This window comes from Ketogulonicigenium vulgare WSH-001, from assembly GCF_000223375.1.
GTDB classification, from domain to species: Bacteria; Pseudomonadota; Alphaproteobacteria; order Rhodobacterales; family Rhodobacteraceae; genus Ketogulonicigenium; species Ketogulonicigenium vulgare.
The window spans coordinates 524,384-541,821 of sequence record NC_017384.1 but is presented as its reverse complement, the minus strand read 5'-3'; the positions used below and the strand labels follow the sequence as shown (position 1 = coordinate 541,821).

Sequence of the window (17,438 nt, the reverse complement as noted above, 5' to 3'; positions counted from 1 at the left end):
TCTTGATTCGATGAAGATAAGGGCTTCCCCAATGGCAAGGTCAAGGCCCGCGCCGGATTGTTGTTGACTGGGGCGCGCGGGGGATCAAACTGGGCCAAAGTGACCCGAGGAGAAGTGTCATGGATACTCTGCGCAGCAACGATCCCACCGCCATTATGGCCGCGGACAAGGCCCATGTCTGGCACCATCTGATGCAGCATAAACCCTTTGAGGGCGGCGTCGATCCCCGCATCATCGTCGAGGGCAAGGGCCTGCGCGTCTGGGATATCAAGGGGCGCGAAAGTCTGGATGCGGTCTCGGGCGGCGTCTGGACGGTGAACCTTGGCTATGGGCGCGAGCGGATCGCCAATGCGGTGCGCGACCAGCTGATCAAACTGCCCTATTTCGCGGGCGCCTCGGGCACGATCCCCGGCGCGATCTATGCGCAAATGCTGATCGGCCATATGCCGGGCCTGTCGCGCGTCTATTTCGCGAATTCGGGGTCAGAGGCGAATGAAAAGGGCTTCAAGATGGTCCGCCAGATCGCCCACAAACATTACGGCGGTAAAAAGTGGAAAATCCTGTATCGCGAGCGGGATTATCACGGCACCACCATCGGCACGCTGGCCGCCTCCGGTCAGGTCGAGCGGGCGATGCAATACGGCCCCTATCCGGACGGTTTCGTCATGGTGCCGCATTGTCTGGAATACCGCAAACAATGGGATGTCGAAAACTATGGCGAGCGCGCCGCAGAGGCGATCGAGGAAGTGATCCTACGCGAGGGCCCCGATACGATCGGCGCGCTGTGCCTGGAACCGATCACCGCAGGCGGCGGTGCGATTGTCCCGCCAAAAGGCTATTGGGAAAAGGTGCAAGAGATCTGCCGCAAATACGACATTCTGCTGCATATCGACGAGGTCGTCTGCGGCTTTGGCCGCACCGGCACGATGTTCGGCTATCAGCATTACGGCATCCAGCCCGATATCGTGACCATGGCCAAGGGGGTCGCCTCGGGCTATGCCGCGATATCGGCTTGCGTCACCACCGAGGCGGTGTTCGACAAGTTCAAGGACGACAGCGACCCGCTAGGCTATTTCCGCGATATCTCGACCTTTGGCGGCTGCACCAGCGGCCCCGCCGCCGCGATCGAAGTGCTAAAGATCATGGACGAGGAAGACACCTTGTCGAACGTCAAGAACACCGGTGCCTATTTCATCGACCAGCTGCAGGGCTTGGCGGATCGCCACGCGATCATTGGCGATGTGCGCGGCAAGGGCCTGTTCGCAGGGGTCGAGCTGGTCGCGGATCGCACCACGAAAGAGCCGCTGGCGGAAAAGCTGGTCGGCGGTGTGGTGGCCGATTGCGCTGCGAACGGCGTGATTATCGGGGCGACCAACCGCTCGATCCCCGGGTACAACAATTCGCTGGTCTTTGCCCCGCCGCTGATCGCCACAAAATCCGATATTGACGAGATCGTGGCGGCCGTGGACGGGGCGCTGTCGCGCGCGGTTTAGCTGCCGCGATAGGTCGAATAGCCAAAGGGCGACAGCAAGAGGGGCACGTGATAGTGGTCCTCTTGATCCATCGTGAAACGGATCGGGATGATATCCAGAAAACCGCCCTTCAGCCCCGCGCCGCGCAGGTAATCACCGGCGTGAAACACCAATTCGTATTCGCCCAGCGCAAAGGCCTCAGCGGGCAGAATCGCGCCATCGGTGCGGCCATCGGGATTGGTGACTTTGCTCGCGATCAATTGGCCCGCGCTGAACAATTCGATCTTCAGGCCGACCGCGGGCGTGCCGGTTGCGGTATCCAGAACATGGGTCGTCAGATAGCCTTTGCTCATTCCTTGATCCTTTGGCGTAAATTTCTGCCCGCCACCTTGCAACTTTCCGCAGGCATCCGCTACGCCTGAACCGACAGATGAGGGAAGAAAACATGCCGAACCGTTATCCGCGCGATTTCAGGGGCCACGGGCCAGAGGCGCCCGATGCCGCATGGCCGAACGGGGCCAAAGTCGCGATCTCGCTGGTGCTGAACTATGAAGAAGGCGGCGAGAATAACATCCTTCACGGCGATGATGCCTCTGAGGCGTTCCTGTCGGATATCGCAGGCGCGGCGATGTGGCCGGGCAAGCGGCACTGGAACATGGAATCCATCTATGAATACGGTGCGCGCGCGGGGTTCTGGCGGCTGCACCGTCTGTTCACGGGGCTGAATCTGCCGATCACCATTTACGGCGTCGCCACCGCCCTTGCCCGTAACCCCGAACAGGTCGCGGCGATGGTGGATGCGGGCTGGGAAGTGGCCAGCCACGGCTGGAAATGGGTCGAGCACAAGGACATGCCCGAGGAGATCGAGCGCGCCCAGATCGCAGAGGCTATCCGCCTGCATACCGAGGTCGTCGGCACCCCGCCCAAGGGCTGGTATACGGGCCGCTGCTCGGCCAATACCGTGGCGCTGACGGCTGAAACCGGTGCGTTCGACTGGATTTCCGACACTTATGACGATGACCTGCCCTATTGGCGCGAATGCGGCACCCGCGACCAGCTGGTCATTCCCTATACGCTAGAGGCGAACGACATGCGTTTTGCCACCGCGCCCGGCTATATCGAGGGCGAGCAGTTCTATCAGTATCTGAAAGACACGTTTGATACGCTCTATGCCGAAGGCACGGCCGGCCATGCCAAGATGTTCTCGGTCGGTTTGCACAACCGCCTGATTGGCCGCCCCGGCAAGATCGCGGGGCTGAAACGCTTTCTGGATTACGCGCTGTCGCATGACGGGGTCTGGTTCGCAACGCGCGGCCAGATCGCCGCCCACTGGGCCGCGCACCACCCGCATCAGCGCTTTGAACGGCCGAGCGAGATGGATGCCGTGACATTCGTCGCCCGTTTCGGCGGCATTATCGAACACAGCCCATGGATTGCCGAGCGTGCCTTTGCGCTAGAACTTGGCCCCGCGCATGACAGCGCGGCGGGCTTGCAAAACGCGCTGGTGCGGATGCTGCGCAGCGCCTCGGACGCGGAAAAGCTGGGCGTGCTGAATGCGCACCCTGACCTCGCAGGCAAGCTGGCCGCCGCCAAACGCCTGACAGCCGACAGCACCGCCGAACAGGCCAGCGCGGGCCTAGATGCGTTGACGGACGAGGAACGTGCGACGTTCACGCGCCTCAACGCCGCTTATGTGGAAAAGTTCGGCTTTCCCTTTATCATCGCCGTGCGCGATCATGACAAAGCGGGCATCCTTGCGGCTTTTGCACGCCGCATCGCCAATGATCACGCCACCGAATTCAACGAAGGGTTGCGCCAAGTCGAACGCATCGCCCTCTTGCGCCTGAAAGCCATCCTGCCATGACCTATGCCTTCCCCCCCGGCGGTATGCCGCCCCTGAGTGACGATCCCGCAGCCGCAGGTGCAGTGTTCACCCCCGCCTATGCCTTCATCCCCGGATCGGTCATGCGCGATATCGTCGCGAGCCTGCTGCCCGGCTGGGAGGGCACACGCGCCTGGATCATCGCCCGCCCCCTGACCGGCTTTGCCGAAACCTTCGCGCAATATGCGGTCGAAGTGGCCCCCGGTGGCGGATCGGACGCGCCCGAGCCTGACGCGGGCGCCGAAGGCGTGTTGTTCGTTGCCGCGGGCGAGATGCAACTGACGCTGAACGGCGCCCTGTATACACTGACCGCAGGTGGCTATGCCTATCTGCCCCCCGGTGCGATCTGGTCGCTGCGCAACACCGGCGGCGCGCTGTTGCAATTCCATTGGGTGCGCAAGCGGTACGAGCCTGCCCCCGGCCTTGCGCTGCCCGATGCCTTTGTCACCTCGGATACCGACAATCCGGTGAACTGGATGCCCGGCACGGACAAATGGGGCACCACACGGTTTGTGGAACCAAGTGATCTGCGTCACGACATGCATGTCAATATCGTCACCTTCCACCCCGGCGGCCGTATCCCCTTTGCCGAGACCCATATCATGGAACACGGCCTTTATGTCCTTGAGGGCACGGCGGAATATCTGCTGAACAAGGATTGGGTCAAGGTGCAGGCCGGCGATTTCATGTGGCTGCGCGCCTGGTGTCCGCAGGCCTGTATCGCCACCGGCGACGGCCCGTTCCGCTACATGCTGTATAAGGATGTGAACCGTCATCCCAGCCTGACGCTGGCCGCCAAATGATACTGGCGCGCCCGCTGACGGCGGCGGATTTCGCGCCCTTTGGGGATGTGCTGGACGCCGCGGGCGATCCCGATCGGATCATCAATGCGGGGCTTTGCGGTCGTTTCCACGACCGCGCAAGGCTCGATTTTGCGGCAGGCGGCCGCGCGGGGGTCAGCATTTTCAATGCCGTGCCACGCGCCCTGCCCTATGCGCTGGATCTGGTCGAGCGTCACCCGCTGGGCGCGCAATGCTTTATCCCGATGACGCAGCATCCCTATCTGGTGATTGTGGCAAGCGCCCCCACGCCTGATGCGGTGCAGGCGTTCATCGCTGCGCCTGGTCAGGCGATCAACTTCCACCGTGGCACTTGGCACGGTGTGCTGACCCCGCTGCATGCCCCCGGCCTGTTCGCCGTGGTGGATTACATCGGCGAGGGCGACAACCTGCAAGAAGTGACGTTTGATACGCCCGTGATGATCACAGCGCCGCAAGCATGACTACCGCGCCGCAGGCATAATCACAGCGCCGCAAGCGCCGCGTTGACACCCTTTAGCCCGCCATAAAGCCCCTGCCAAATCGCAAAGCGTTTCTCGGCCAGGGCGGCAGCGGCGGGATCGGGGATAAAGACACGATCCACCGGCACCAGCGCGCGGGCGGCGGCGGCCAGATCATCGGTCAGGCCGACGCCCGCTGCCGCCATTACTCCCGCGCCCATCGCGCCCGCATCGCGCGCCTGCATCCGTTCGACCGGGCGGCCCAGCACATTGGCGCGGATCTGGCACCAGGCGTCGGACGATGTGCCGCCGCCCCCGACCCGCACGACACGGGGGCGCATGCCCCCCGCCTTTTCAAGGGCCTCGAGGGCGAGGCGCGCAGAAAAGGCGACCCCCTCCATCACGGATGCAACCATACGCGGCGCGCGGGTCGAGCTGTCGAGGCCCGCAAACGCCCCGCGCGAGACCGCATCCCACAGAGGCGCGCGCTCGCCCTCTAGATGTGGCAGGAATAACGGGCTGCGCGGGTGGATCACCTCGCCCTCGGCCAGTGTCGCCGCCGCGCCCGGCTCGATCTGCAAAAGGCGCGCCAGCCAATCCAGCGAGGCGCCCCCCGCCTGCGTCGGCCCCGCATGCAGTGTGATGCCGCGCCAGGCTGGAAAGGTAATGACGCCTGCGACCGGATTGCGCGTGCTGGAAATCAGCCCAAGCACCTCGGATGTGCCCGACAGGTTCATCCCCTCGCCCTCGCCCGCGACGCCCACCCCGAACATCGAGGCCCAGGCATCCATCGTCCCCGCGACCACGGGCACGCCTGCAAAAGCGCCCTCAGCCACCGTCCCAATCACATCCAACGGATCATGCAGCAGAGCCAACCGCCCCGCCGCGCCGTCCAGCAGGCGCAGCACCGCGCCCGCATATCTCATATCCGTCCCGACCAGCCCGACGGATGAGATCGGATCGGCCACAACCTGCCCCGTCAACTGCGCGATGACATAATCCTTGGGCGCCAGCACATAGGCGGTCCGCGCCCATAAATCCGGCGCGGTCCGCCCCAGCCACGCCATCCGCGACAGAGCGTGGCTGGCGTCAATCTGCATCGGCGCGCCCAGCGCTGCGATCTTTTCCTCGGCCGACAGCGCCTGATCCAAGCGCACGGCATCACCGGCCGCGCGCCCATCGGCCCAGTTGATCGCAGGCAGCAAGGGCTGCAGCGCGCCATCCACAAAGACATGGGTATTGACCTGCGACGTCACGCCAATCGCCGCAACCTCGCCCGCGCGGGGATGGGCGGCGAATGCGGCAAGCGCCGCAGTGACATGTGCCGTCCAGTCATTGGGGTTTTGCTCGACAAGCCCGGGCGCAGGCCGCGCGGTCGGATAGCCCGCGCTATACCCCGCCAGCCGCTGACCGCCCGCGTCCAACATCACCGCTTTGACCGCAGTTGTGCCAATATCGACGCCGATCAGAACCGCCTTGCTCATCTTCCCCCCGAATTCTTATGTACGCACCCGTCCGGGCGCTGGACAGTCGCCTGCGGCGCTGCCATTCATGTCCCGATGAACCACAAAGCTTCCGGGGGAGGAAGACCTGACATGATCCGCACGGGACAAGCCATTGCAAGCGCCGCCATCTTTGCCCTGATGGGCAGCGCCGCTTTCGCGCAAACTGTTGCCGTCATCACGCCCTATCTGGCGCAGCCCGGCACGCAGTTCTATGTCGAGGCGTTCAACGCCCGCGCGGCAGAGCTGGGCTGGGATGTCTCGGTCGTCGATACCGCAGGTGATGTGGGTGCGGTCATCAGCCGGATCGAGGATGCGGTGATCCAAAACGTCGACGCCATCGTCATCAACGTCGATCCCGTGCAGGTCGGCGCTGGCCTTGCCGCCGCCGCCGATGCGGGCATTCCCGTTGTCGGGATGGATGCGGGGAACGACCCGCTGCTAGCGGCGAACGTCACCTCGAACGGCTATGCGATGGCGGCTGAAACCGCGGTTTATGTGGCCGACCGCATCAATGGCGCGGGCAATGTCGTGATGATCACTTTTGACCCCTTCCCACCTGTCCAAGTGCGCGGTGTGGTTGCGGATGCCGTGTTCCAGAACTTCCCCGATATCAATGTGATCGACCGCATCACGCCGGACGTATCCGACGGCGGCATCGCCGATAGCCGCGCCAAGATGGAAGCCATCCTGACTGCGAACCCCGCGCCTGGCTCGATCGCGGCGGTCTGGGCCGCCTGGGATCAGCCCGCCTTGGGCGCGCTACAGGCGATCGAGGCCGCTGGCCGCGAGAACGAGGGTATCGTCATCACAGGCATCGACGCGAACCCGCAGGCCCGCGAAGCCGTCGCCGCCGGCGGCAATTTCGAGGCGACCGTGGCGCAGGATTTCGCAGGCATTGGTCGCACCGCAGCCGATACCGTCGCGCGCCTGCTGGCAGGCGAGCAGATCCTGACCCAGAACGTCTATGTGCCGACGGTGCTGATCACCGCCGCCAACGCTGCCGAGTAAACACGCGGGGGGCGGCGACCCCGCCCCCAAAGGCCCCCTATGACGACCCTGACCCTTTCCGATATCAGCCGCCGCTATGGCGCGGTGCAGGCGCTGCAAGGCGTGTCCCTCAGCCTGCAATCAGGCGAGGTTCACGCCCTGATGGGCGAGAATGGCGCCGGAAAATCCACGTTGATCCGCATTTTGGCGGGGCTCGAGCGCGCCGATAGCGGTGCGTTCCACCTGGATGGCGCGGCACTGCCGCCTTTGGATTGCACATCAGGCCTGCGCTTTATCCATCAGGAATTGCAGATCATTCCGGCCCTGTCGGTGGCCGAGAATATGCATATCGCGCGCCCCTATCCGCGCCGCTTTGGGTTTGTGGACTGGCGCGCGCTGCACCGCGCATCGGCACGGGCGCTGGCGCGCCTTGGCCTGTCGCATATCCGGCCACAGCAGCTGATGGGGGACCTCGGCCCCGGCGATCAGATGCTGGTGCGGATTGCCGCAAGCCTGCTCGAGAGTGCCACGCAACCTTGGCTTTATGTCATGGACGAGCCGACGGCCGCGCTGACAGGTGACGAAGCTGCGCGCCTGTTCCGCGTCATCCGCGAATTGGTGACGCAGGGCGCGGGTGTGCTCTATGTCTCGCACCGCATGGGCGAGGTGATGGAGCTGTCGCAGCGCGTCACCATCCTGCGCGACGGCAGGTTGATCGAAACCACCCCCATCGCGAAGACCGATCAGGCCCAGATCATCACCGCGATGACGGGCCGCGCGATGGCCGATCTCTATCCGGCGCGGGCGGCGGCTGCCCGCACGGATACGCGCCTCAGCGTCGAAAACCTGTCCTCTGGTCGCTTGCAAAATGCCAGTTTCACTGTAGCGCGGGGCGAAATTCTGGGCCTTGCCGGTCTTGCAGGATCAGGGCGCGGCGCGCTGCTGGCGGCGCTGGCGGGGGCCGCGTGCTATACCGGGAATGTGACGCTAGACGGCAGCGCCCCGCCCCGCGATGCGACCGGCGCATGGCGCGCAGGCATTGCCCATGTCCCGCCCGAGCGGCGGGCCGAGGGGTTAATGCTGGATCAAAGCATCACCGACAATATCGCCCTGCCGCATCTGAACCGCCTGTCCCGCATGGGGCTCCGCGCGCATCGGCGCGAGCGCGCGCTGGCCAGTGACAAGGGCCAAGCGGTGCGGCTAAAAGCGGCCTCGGTGCAGGCACCTGTTGCCTCGCTATCAGGGGGCAACCAGCAAAAGGTACTGTTCGCCCGCGCTTTGGCCGGAAATCCGCGCCTGCTGCTGCTGAACGAGCCGACGCGCGGCGTCGATGTGGCGGCAAAATATGACATCTATCAGATCATCCGCGATCTGGCCGACAGCGGCACCAGCGTGATCATCGCATCATCCGACCTGCCCGAGCTGATCGGCCTTTGCGACCGCATCGCCATCTTGCGCGAAGGCCACCTGACCCGCGTGATCGCCAATGAAAACCTAACCGAAGGTGGGCTGCTGACCCATTGCTATGGCCACCAAGGGGATGCCGCATGACTTCGATTTTCCGCCGGTTCGCAAGCCTGCTCGGTATGGCTGCCATCGTGCTGTTCTTTTGGTTCAACCTGCCCGAGACGTTCATGACGGCCCGCAATTGGCTGAATATCAGCCAGCAGGTCAGCATGTTGATGGTCGTAGCCGTGGCAATGACGGTTGTGATGGCAATGAACGATTTTGACCTGTCCGTGGGGGCGATGGCCTCGCTGGCGGGGGTCGTGGCGGCGATGCTGTTCAGCCAAGGCTGGGGCATCGGCGCGGGGATCGCGGCGGCGCTGGCGGTGGGCCTTTTGGGTGGCGCGCTGAACGGCTTTTTGATCGCGGGCATCGGCATTTTACCCTTTGTCGCGACACTGGCGACGATGACGATCTTTTCGGGCGCAGCGATGATCGTCTCGGGCGGCAGCACGATTTTCGGATCGGCCATCCCGGCGGAATTCGGTAATTTCGCCCGCGGCGGCATCCCCCTGTGGGAGGTCGACGGCCGCATCACCCGCCTGCCCGCCCTGACCGTGGTCGCATTGATCATCGCGGCGCTGCTATGGCTGGTGCTGGAACAGACCAGCTATGGCCGCCGCCTTTATGCGATTGGCGGCAATGCGGTCGCCGCGCGCCTTGCGGGCGTGCGGGTGGCATGGCTGCGCGCCAGCGCCTTTGCCTTTACAGGCGTGGGCGCGGCGATTGCGGGGCTGATGTATGCCAGCCGCGTCGCATCCGCGAACCCCGTGCAGGGCGATGGCTTGATGCTGAACGCCATTGCGGCGGTGTTTTTGGGCATGACGCTGACCCAGAACGGCCAGCCAAAGATTCTGGCCACGATCGCAGGGGTCTTTACCCTTGCCGTGCTGGAAAACGGCCTGACCCAGATGCGCGTCGACAGCTATGTGTCAAAAGTGCTGGTCGGGGTGATTATCGTGCTGGCGGTCAGCCTGTCGGCGATCAGCCGCAAGCGGGCAGCGCGGGGATAGCGCCCCGCGCCGCGCCTCTATTACTCGGCCTCGTCGAATTTCGACGCGTTCAGCAGCGCGTAATTCTGATCGCCCAGACGGTCGAGCAGTTCCAGCTGCGTTTCCAGAAAGTCGATATGACCTTCCTCGTCGGCCAACAGCTCGTCAAAAAGCTGTTTGGAGACGTGATCACTGACCGAGGCGCAATATTCGCGCGCCTCGCGATAGAGCTCACGCGCTTCGCGCTCGGCGGCCAGATCGGCCTCGACCGATTCGCGCGGCGTCTGGCCAATGCGCAATGGATCGAGCTTTTGCAGGTTGGGATGGCCTTCCAAAAAGATCACGCGCTGGATCAGTTTGTCGGCATGTTGCATCTCTTCGATGCTTTCGGCGCGGGATTTCGCGGCCATATGGCCGAGGCCCCAGTCCTCTTGCAGGCGGTAATGCAGCCAGTATTGGTTGACGGCTGTCAACTCGCTGCGGATACCACGGTTAAGGTAGTCGATGACTTTCGCGTCGCCCTTCATCTTGCAGATCCTGTGTCTTGACGCGGCCAAGGCCGCGCAGTTGCATGGGTATCTCAAGATTAGCGTTCTGGCGCATGGTTGAAAGGAAAAGTGGCAGACAAGAGCCACAATCAGCGGATTTTCCCAATGCGCGATAGACTTTACCGGGTGTGATCAGCGTATGGGCATCGGATGCACGCATCCAATCAACAGCGGCGTTGATATCTTTGTCGGTGATTCCCAGACAAGAACAGACAATCATCGGGCGGCCCCTACACGGCAAAAGCGAGGGATTCATGCCCGTGACAGGGCAAAAAGTCAATCCTGACAAAAACAATCATCTGTTACGGCAAAACCTGACGGTTTCCCTTTGACCATTTCCGACTAAACCACTACGGATTTTTGCGAAGACCCACAAAGCGTTGAGCCCTTCAGGCGCATCGCCCAAAAAGGACCTTGCAATGAACCTGCGTTACACGTTGTCGGCCGCAAGCATCGCCATGGTGGCGGCACTTCCGGCTTTTGCCCAGTCGGTTACCATCCCCCATGCACAGGGCGAGCTGACCCTGGACGCCGCACCCGAAAAGGTGCTGGTGATGGATATCAACACGCTCGACAACTTTGTCGCGCTGGGCCTGACGCCTGCGGGCGTGCCCAAAGGCAACCTGCACGGCCCGGCTGCCGTGTTCGACACCGATGAATTCATCAATGTCGGCACCTTGTTCGAGCCTGACCTCGAGGCGATCAACGCCGCCGAAGCCGATCTGATGATCGTCGCCTCGCGTTCGGCGCGCGCCTATCCGGCCGTGTCGGAGATCGTGCCGACGATCGACCTGTCCTTCGACAGCGGCAAAGTGTTCGAGGATGTCTCGCACAACCTGACGCTGCTGGGCGATGTGTTTGGCGTGCAAGACCGCGCAGCCGAATTGGTGGCCGATCTGAACACCCGTCTGGAGACGCTGCAAGCCGCCGCCGCAGGCAAAGGCACCGCCGTCGTGCTGGTCACCAATGCAGGCAACCTTGGCACCTATGGCCCCGCCAGCCGTCTGGGCTGGATCTTTAACGATCTGGGCTTCCAGCCGCTGGAAGAGAATATCGATGACCGTTTCCACGGCGGCGATGCGATCAGCTTTGAATATGTGCTAGAGCGTAACCCCGATTACATCTTTGTCGTCGACCGCGACGCGGGCGTTGGCGACAATACCGGTGCGGCTGCCGCGCTGCTGGACAATGATCTGGTCAATCAGACCACCGCAGCCCAGAACGGCCATATCATCTATCTGGACCCCTATTCGGCCTATATCACCTTTGGCGGCTATAACGCGCTGGTGACCCTGACCGACCAGATCCTCGCCGGTATTCAGTAACAGGATAGGGGTGATCAGCCAGCGCTGATCGCCCCTTTTATTTCATGCGATTTCCCCTTTTCCTTGCCATTGCCGGCCTGATTATACTGGCCGGCATCAGCCTTTTCGTTGGGGTCACCAATGTCAGCATACAGACGCTGATCACCGGTGGCTTTGACGGTCGCGCCATGCAGGTGCTGATGGTGTCCCGTGTGCCGCGCACGCTGGCGCTGATCCTTGCGGGCGCGTCCATGGCCATTTCCGGCCTGCTGATGCAGATGATGATCCGCAACCGCTTTGTCGAACCGGGCACGGTTGGCACCAGCGAATCCGCGGCCCTTGGGCTGCTGCTGATCACGATCTTTTTCCCGGCCTCGCCGGTCTTTGTGAAAATGCTGGTCGGCGCGATGGCAGCGCTGATGGGAACTGCGCTTTTCCTGCGCATTCTGCGCGCCGTGCCGCTGCGCGATGTGCTGATGGTGCCGCTGGTTGGCATTATGCTCAGCGGCGTGATCGCCGCCATTACCACCTTTATTGCCTATCGTTACAATATGATGGCGACCGTTTTGGGCTGGGGCGCAGGCGATTTTTCCGGCGTGCTGCGCGGCCGGTACGAGCTGCTGTATATCGGTTTTGCCTTTGCTATCCTGGCCTTTGTCGCCGCCGACCGCTTTACGGTTGCGGGGATGGGGCGCGATTTTACGGTCAATCTGGGGCTGAACTATCGCCGCGTGGTGATCTTTGGTCTGGTGATCGTGTCGCTGATCTCCTCGACCGTGCTGGTCTCGGTCGGGATGATCCCGTTCCTTGGCCTCGTGGTGCCGAACCTTGTCAGTATGATGATGGGCGACAATATGCGGCGCGCAGTGCCATGGGTTGCACTCCTTGGCGCGGGTTTCGTGCTGGTCTGCGATATTTTCGGCCGCATCGTCCGCTTCCCGTACGAGATCCCGATCGGCACCGTCGTTGGCGTCGTCGGATCGGCCCTGTTCCTTTACCTGCTGCTCAGGAAAAATCGCCGTGTTAGCTAAGGCCGTCTCGCACGATCCTGCCGCCCGCCGTGCGCATATCGTGCTGATCATATTGATCGTCATCGCTGTGATTGCCACGTTTTGCTTTATGACGCTTGGTGCGCGGGGATCGTGGTCCTTTGTGCTGAAACTGCGCGGCACCAAACTGGCCGGTCTGGTGCTGGTGGCATCGGCGATTGCCACATCAACCGTGCTGTTCCAGACCGTCACCAACAACCGCATCCTGACCCCCTCGATCATGGGGTTCGATGCGCTTTATATTCTGCTGCAGACCATGCTGATCGCCTCGCTGGGATCGGTCGCGGTCAGCCGAATGGACAGCACGCTGCTTTACGGCATCGAAGTCGTGCTGATGCTGGTGTTTTCTGGCCTGCTGTTCCGCTGGCTGTTTATCGGGCACGAGCGGTCACTGCACCTTTTGGTGCTGGTCGGCATCATCTTTGGCACGTTCTTTCGCAGCCTGTCGGGCTTTGTACAGCGCATTTTGGACCCGAATGAATTCCAAGTGCTGCAAGATATGTTCTTTAGCAGCTTCAACATCGTTGACCGCTCGCTGCTGGGCTTTTCCGCCGTCATCCTGATCGGTGCGCTGATCTGGACCTATCTGCTGATCGGGCGGCTGGATGTGGTGAACCTGGGCCGCGCGACGGCGATCAATCTGGGGCTGAATTACCGCAGCACGGTGATGCAAGCGCTGATCATCTGTGCGGTGATGGTGTCCGTCTCGACCGCGCTGGTCGGGCCGGTCACATTCTTTGGCCTGCTGGTCGCCAGCCTTGCGCATCGGCTGGTGGGCACCGATAAGCATATCTACCTGATCCCGACCGCGATCCTTTTGGGCATCATCGCGCTGGTCGGCGGCCAAACCGTGCTCGAGCGCGTGTTCGCCTTTAACACCGCCCTCTCGATCATCGTCGAATTCCTCGGCGGTCTGACCTTTATCTACCTCATCATGCGCAGGAGCCGTGCCCGATGATCGTCGCAAGCCAAGTCACCAAAACCTATGGCGATACGCTGGTCGTCGATGACGTCACGCTGACCATCCCCGCACATGGGATCACCGCCATTATCGGCCCGAATGGTGCGGGCAAATCGACAGTGCTGTCGATTGCCGCCCGCCTGCTGGCCGCCGACAAAGGCACTGTCACCGTCGACGGCATGGATGTGACCAAGACGCCCTCCGATAAGCTGGCGCGTCATCTGGCGATTTTGCGGCAGGATAACCACCTGTCCGCCCGCCTGACGGTGTACGATCTGGTCACTTTTGGCCGCTACCCCTATTCCAAGGGTCGCCCGACTCTTGAGGATAAGGGCCATGTCGATCGCGCCATCGAATATCTGGGCCTGACCGAGCTGTCTGGCCGCTATCTGGACGAGCTGTCGGGCGGCCAGCGTCAGCGTGCGTTCGTGGCGATGGTGCTGTGCCAAGACACCGATTACGTGCTGCTGGACGAGCCGCTGAACAACCTCGATATGAAACATGCGCGCTCGATGATGCAACTGCTGCGCCGCGCCACGCGCGAGCTGGGCAAGACCGTCGTGCTGGTGCTGCATGATATCAATTTTGCGGCCTGGTATGCCGATACGGTCATCGCCATGCGCGATGGCAAGCTGGTTGCAGGCGGCTCGGTCGATCAGATCATCACGCCCGACGTGCTGCGCCAGATCTATGATATGGAGATCGCGGTGCATGAGCTGGCAGGCAACCGCATCTGCCTGTTCTACGAGTAAATCGACTTTATTCCCTGCACGGCGGTGCGCAACAGTGCGCCGCCCCCCAGCCCTTTGCGGGTTTTGCGCACGACGATATTGGGGCGGATCGCGCCGATTTCGGCCAGACGCACGGCGGTCAATGCTGACGGGATCTGCGCATCCGCACGCCAGTCGCTGCGGCGCAGGATCTTGCACGGCACATTCGCATCAGGCACCCAACGGCGGTATTTCAGCGCCAGTGCCAGCGTGAGCCCCCCTGTAAGCAGCCCGCGCAGCGCCCCGTCGCGCCGATTGCGGCGGCGCATCATCACGGCGGGCAGCTCGCCCGCGATGACCAGACGCGCATAGCAGCCAAGGCCCGCCAGCGGCACCTGCCCGTCAGCGTCCAGCACCATAATGACATCGGCGCTTGCGGCCGCCACGCCCGCGTTCAACGCCGCGCCATGGCCTGCGTTTTCTTGCTGGAGTAACCGGATACGCGGATCAGCCCTGACAATTGCAGCCGTATCATCCGTCGAGCCATCGTCGACGACGATCACCTCGGCATCAGGCACGGCGGTCAGGATATGATCGCCAAGTTCGGCCAGCGCAGCGGCGATCCCCGCCTGTTCATTATAGGCGGGGATAATGATCGAAAGCTGCGTCATTCGCCCTGCAAGGCCGCGATGATCGCGCCGACATTATGGCGCTGCATGGCGATGAAATCCGCCGCGTGGCCATCCGCCGCCGAGAAATTTTCCGCATAAAGTGGCGCGCCCAAGGGGATCGACAGCTCGGCCGCAAGCCGCGCCACAAGGCGGTCGCTGGCGCCGCTCACCGGAAAGGCCGCCGCTGCGCCTTCGTCCCTGAGCGCGCGCAACAGCGCGGCGAGATCAGCGGCAGAGGGTTCGGATTCGGTCGACAGGCCTTGGGGGGCCTCGAAGGTCAGGCCGTAAGCCGCGCCGAAATAGGCAAAGGCATTATGCGGCACCAGCAGCACGTGATCCTGCGCACCGGCCTTAGTCAGCGCGGCGTGCAATTCCACGTTCAGCGCCGCGAATTCCGCATGGGCCTCGCCCTGCCGTGCCTGATAGGTGTCGCAGTTCTCGGCGTCGAGACCGCAAAGCGCCTGCGTGATATTGTCGATATAGATCAGCGCGTTGTCGATGGATTGGAAGGCGTGCGGATCAGGCGCGTCATCGCCGTGGTCGTGATGATCGTGATCGTCATGCCCGCCCGCCTCTTGCAGCGTGACACCCTCGCTGGCGACAACCACGGGGGCCGCGCTGCCGCTGGCGGCGATCAGACGGTCGATGAACCCCTCGAACCCAAGGCCATTCACCACGATCAGATCGGCGCGCGCCAGCACGCCCGCATCGGCAGGCGTCGGCTCATACACATGCGCATCCGCGCCCGCCCCCACCAGCGAGGTGACGGTGACGCCGTCGCCGCCCACACGCTGGACGAAATCGCCAAGCACGGGGAATGTCACCACGACATGCAGCGGATCAGCCACTGCTGCCCCTGCGCAAACGCTGAGTGAGGCTGCCAAAAGCGCGATCTGTTTCATAACCCTACCCTATGCCGTGCGGTGACGCGCCGCCGGACGCGCGCCCAGCAAGCCGCGCCGCCCAATGACCATTGAAATCAGATAGATCAGGCCCGCTGTCAGGATGATCGCCGGCCCCGCTGGCAGCGCCCAGTGATACGAGGCCAGCAGCCCCAGCACCGAGGATATCAGCCCAAAGCCCAACGCCAGCGCGGTGATCACCCCCACCCGGGCCGACCAGAACCGACCAGCAGCGGCGGGCAACATCATCAGACCGACCACCATCAGCGATCCCAGCGCCTGAAAGCCTGCCACCAGGTTCAGCACCACAAGGCCAAGGAAGGCGAAATGCACCACACCGCCCAGGCGCGAGACGCTGCGGAAAAACAGCGGGTCCATACATTCCGCAACCAGCGCGCGCCACAGCAGGCCCATGACGATCAGCGTCACCACCGACACGCCGCCAATCAGCGCCATCGCGCCGCCATCCAGCGCCAGAACAGACCCGAACAGCACATGCATCAGATCCACGCTCGAGCCTTTGGCCGAGATCAGCACCACGCCCAAAGCCAGCGAAATCAGATAGAAAGCGGCCAGTGAGGCATCCTCGCGCTGGACGGTCAGCCGCGCAACGGCCCCCGCACCAAAGGCCACGACAAGGCCCGCAATCAGGCCCCCGATGGTCATCGGCATCAGGTTCAAGCCAAAGAACATAAAGCCCAGCGCCGCGCCGGGCAGGATCGCATGGGCCATCGCATCGCCCGTGAGGCTCATGCGGCGCAGCATCAGGAACACGCCAAGAGGGCTGGCGGCGGCGCTCAGAAGCCACGCCCCCAGCAGCGCCCGCCGCATGAAAGCAAAATCAGCGAAAGGCGCGATAAACAGGTCGTAAAGCGCCATCAAGCCAGCTTTCGGAAATGGTCGTGCCCCTGATCGTGGTCATGGCCGCCCAGATGTTCGTGGGGCGGCTCGTCACAAATCGGGGCGCTGTCATCCCACGCCTCGGCAAAGCCGCGCGCGCGGGCAAGGTTCAAAGGCGTCAACACATCCGCCGTCGGCCCCCAAGCAATCGGGTCGCGCGCCAGCAGCAGCGCGCGCGGGAAATGTGTGCGGACGGTGTCAAGGTCATGAAGGACGGTCAAAATGGTGCGCCCCTCGGCGTGCCAACCGGCGATCAGGCGCAAAAGATCGGCCTCGGTCGGCTGGTCGATCCCGTTAAACGGCTCGTCCAGCAGAATGATGTCGGCCTGCTGCACGATGACACGCGCGAACAAAGCGCGCTGGAACTGGCCACCGGACAGGGCATCCAAGGGGCGATTCTCGAAACCCGCAAGACCGACACGCGCCAGCGCCGCTTGCAGACGGGCACGGTCATCGGTGCTGTGCTTGCGCCACAATCCACGCTCGGCCCAGAGGCCCAGGCTGACCAGATCAATGACGCGGGCGGGAAAAGACCGGTCAACCTCGGCCGATTGCGGCAGATAAGCGATGCGGGTGCCCTCGGCGCGCGTAATGCGACCGCCCATCGGGCGCAGCAGCCCGACGATCCCCTTCAGCAGCGTCGATTTACCCGAGCCATTGCCGCCCACCACCGCCAGCTTTTCCCCTCGCGCGATACTGCCGCCCAAGTGGTGAACCGCCGCGTGGTTGCCGTAACCAAGCGTGAGGTTATCAATCGTCAATATGGGCAT

19 protein-coding genes are annotated in these 17,438 nt (G+C 63.0%); 11 read left to right on the top strand and 8 right to left on the bottom strand.

Annotation, left to right across the window (positions count from 1 at the left end; genetic code table 11):
• Positions 1–119 precede the first annotated feature (119 nt).
• Positions 120–1,493 (top strand): aminotransferase family protein, encoded by a 1,374-nt coding sequence (locus KVU_RS02640; RefSeq protein WP_014537561.1) that lies wholly within the window; start codon positions 120–122, stop codon positions 1,491–1,493.
• On the opposite strand, the gene uraH is transcribed toward KVU_RS02640, so the two are convergent.
• Positions 1,490–1,825, bottom strand: a complete 336-nt coding sequence (gene uraH / locus KVU_RS02635) for a hydroxyisourate hydrolase (protein WP_013383776.1) — start codon at positions 1,823–1,825, stop codon at positions 1,490–1,492. The genes KVU_RS02640 and uraH overlap by 4 nt on opposite strands.
• Positions 1,826–1,917: 92 nt before the next feature.
• On the opposite strand from uraH, the gene puuE reads away from it, so the two are divergent.
• From puuE to KVU_RS02620, 3 genes are read left to right on the top strand one after another with little or no spacing between them, the layout of a single operon-like run.
• Positions 1,918–3,336, top strand: a complete 1,419-nt coding sequence (gene puuE, locus KVU_RS02630) for an allantoinase PuuE (RefSeq protein WP_013383775.1) — start codon at positions 1,918–1,920, stop codon at positions 3,334–3,336.
• Complete coding sequence (locus tag KVU_RS02625) at positions 3,333–4,157, top strand: bifunctional allantoicase/(S)-ureidoglycine aminohydrolase (RefSeq protein WP_013383774.1); 825 nt, start codon at positions 3,333–3,335, stop codon at positions 4,155–4,157. Before puuE ends, KVU_RS02625 begins: the two co-directional genes overlap by 4 nt.
• Positions 4,154–4,636, top strand: a complete 483-nt coding sequence (locus KVU_RS02620) for an ureidoglycolate lyase (protein ID WP_013383773.1) — start codon at positions 4,154–4,156, stop codon at positions 4,634–4,636. The genes KVU_RS02625 and KVU_RS02620 overlap by 4 nt, the downstream gene beginning before the upstream one ends.
• A gap of 20 nt (positions 4,637–4,656) precedes the next feature.
• On the opposite strand, the gene KVU_RS02615 is transcribed toward KVU_RS02620, so the two are convergent.
• Positions 4,657–6,117: a xylulokinase gene (locus KVU_RS02615; RefSeq protein WP_014537559.1), complete on the bottom strand. Its 1,461-nt coding sequence runs from the start codon at positions 6,115–6,117 to the stop codon at positions 4,657–4,659.
• Positions 6,118–6,228: 111 nt separating this feature from the next.
• On the opposite strand from KVU_RS02615, the gene KVU_RS02610 reads away from it, so the two are divergent.
• The 3 genes from KVU_RS02610 to KVU_RS02600 are packed head-to-tail and all read left to right on the top strand — an operon-like array spanning position 6,229 to position 9,644.
• Positions 6,229–7,146, top strand: coding sequence for a substrate-binding domain-containing protein (locus KVU_RS02610; RefSeq protein WP_013383771.1), 918 nt, complete (start codon positions 6,229–6,231; stop codon positions 7,144–7,146).
• Positions 7,147–7,185: 39 nt separating this feature from the next.
• The gene (locus tag KVU_RS02605; RefSeq protein ID WP_013383770.1) at positions 7,186–8,676 is read left to right on the top strand and encodes a sugar ABC transporter ATP-binding protein; all 1,491 of its coding nucleotides are present in this window, start codon (positions 7,186–7,188) and stop codon (positions 8,674–8,676) included.
• On the top strand, positions 8,673–9,644 hold the full coding sequence (locus KVU_RS02600; protein ID WP_013383769.1) for an ABC transporter permease: 972 nt from the start codon (positions 8,673–8,675) through the stop codon (positions 9,642–9,644). The genes KVU_RS02605 and KVU_RS02600 overlap by 4 nt, the downstream gene beginning before the upstream one ends.
• A 20-nt stretch (positions 9,645–9,664) precedes the next feature.
• Here the strand turns inward: KVU_RS02600 and bfr are convergent, their stop codons facing one another.
• Positions 9,665–10,150, bottom strand: coding sequence for a bacterioferritin (gene bfr / locus KVU_RS02595; RefSeq protein WP_013383768.1), 486 nt, complete (start codon positions 10,148–10,150; stop codon positions 9,665–9,667).
• On the bottom strand, positions 10,116–10,391 hold the full coding sequence (locus KVU_RS02590; protein ID WP_013383767.1) for a (2Fe-2S)-binding protein: 276 nt from the start codon (positions 10,389–10,391) through the stop codon (positions 10,116–10,118). Before KVU_RS02590 ends, bfr begins: the two co-directional genes overlap by 35 nt.
• 199 nt (positions 10,392–10,590) lie before the next feature.
• Here KVU_RS02590 and KVU_RS02585 point away from each other — a divergent pair, with 199 nt between their 5' ends.
• Genes KVU_RS02585 through KVU_RS02570 form a run of 4 tightly spaced genes read left to right on the top strand, consistent with a single transcriptional unit; the run spans position 10,591 to position 14,237 of the window.
• Complete coding sequence (locus tag KVU_RS02585; RefSeq protein ID WP_013383766.1) at positions 10,591–11,496, top strand: siderophore ABC transporter substrate-binding protein; 906 nt, start codon at positions 10,591–10,593, stop codon at positions 11,494–11,496.
• A gap of 44 nt (positions 11,497–11,540) precedes the next feature.
• Positions 11,541–12,506 (top strand): ABC transporter permease, encoded by a 966-nt coding sequence (locus KVU_RS02580; RefSeq protein ID WP_013383765.1) that lies wholly within the window; start codon positions 11,541–11,543, stop codon positions 12,504–12,506.
• Positions 12,496–13,482, top strand: a complete 987-nt coding sequence (locus tag KVU_RS02575) for an iron chelate uptake ABC transporter family permease subunit (RefSeq protein WP_013383764.1) — start codon at positions 12,496–12,498, stop codon at positions 13,480–13,482. Before KVU_RS02580 ends, KVU_RS02575 begins: the two co-directional genes overlap by 11 nt.
• Positions 13,479–14,237: an iron ABC transporter ATP-binding protein gene (locus KVU_RS02570; RefSeq protein ID WP_014537558.1), complete on the top strand. Its 759-nt coding sequence runs from the start codon at positions 13,479–13,481 to the stop codon at positions 14,235–14,237. Before KVU_RS02575 ends, KVU_RS02570 begins: the two co-directional genes overlap by 4 nt.
• Here the strand turns inward: KVU_RS02570 and KVU_RS02565 are convergent.
• From KVU_RS02565 to aztA, 4 genes are all read right to left on the bottom strand, one after another.
• A complete protein-coding gene (locus KVU_RS02565; RefSeq protein WP_013383762.1) occupies positions 14,228–14,866 on the bottom strand; it encodes a glycosyltransferase family 2 protein in 639 nt (212 codons plus the stop codon). The two genes, KVU_RS02570 and KVU_RS02565, sit on opposite strands and share 10 nt — an antisense overlap.
• The gene (locus KVU_RS02560) at positions 14,863–15,714 is read right to left on the bottom strand and encodes a metal ABC transporter solute-binding protein, Zn/Mn family (RefSeq protein ID WP_013383761.1); all 852 of its coding nucleotides are present in this window, start codon (positions 15,712–15,714) and stop codon (positions 14,863–14,865) included. Before KVU_RS02560 ends, KVU_RS02565 begins: the two co-directional genes overlap by 4 nt.
• Positions 15,715–15,777: 63 nt before the next feature.
• Positions 15,778–16,647 (bottom strand): metal ABC transporter permease, encoded by an 870-nt coding sequence (locus KVU_RS02555; RefSeq protein WP_013383760.1) that lies wholly within the window; start codon positions 16,645–16,647, stop codon positions 15,778–15,780.
• Positions 16,647–17,438: a zinc ABC transporter ATP-binding protein AztA gene (gene aztA, locus KVU_RS02550; protein ID WP_013383759.1), complete on the bottom strand. Its 792-nt coding sequence runs from the start codon at positions 17,436–17,438 to the stop codon at positions 16,647–16,649. Before aztA ends, KVU_RS02555 begins: the two co-directional genes overlap by 1 nt.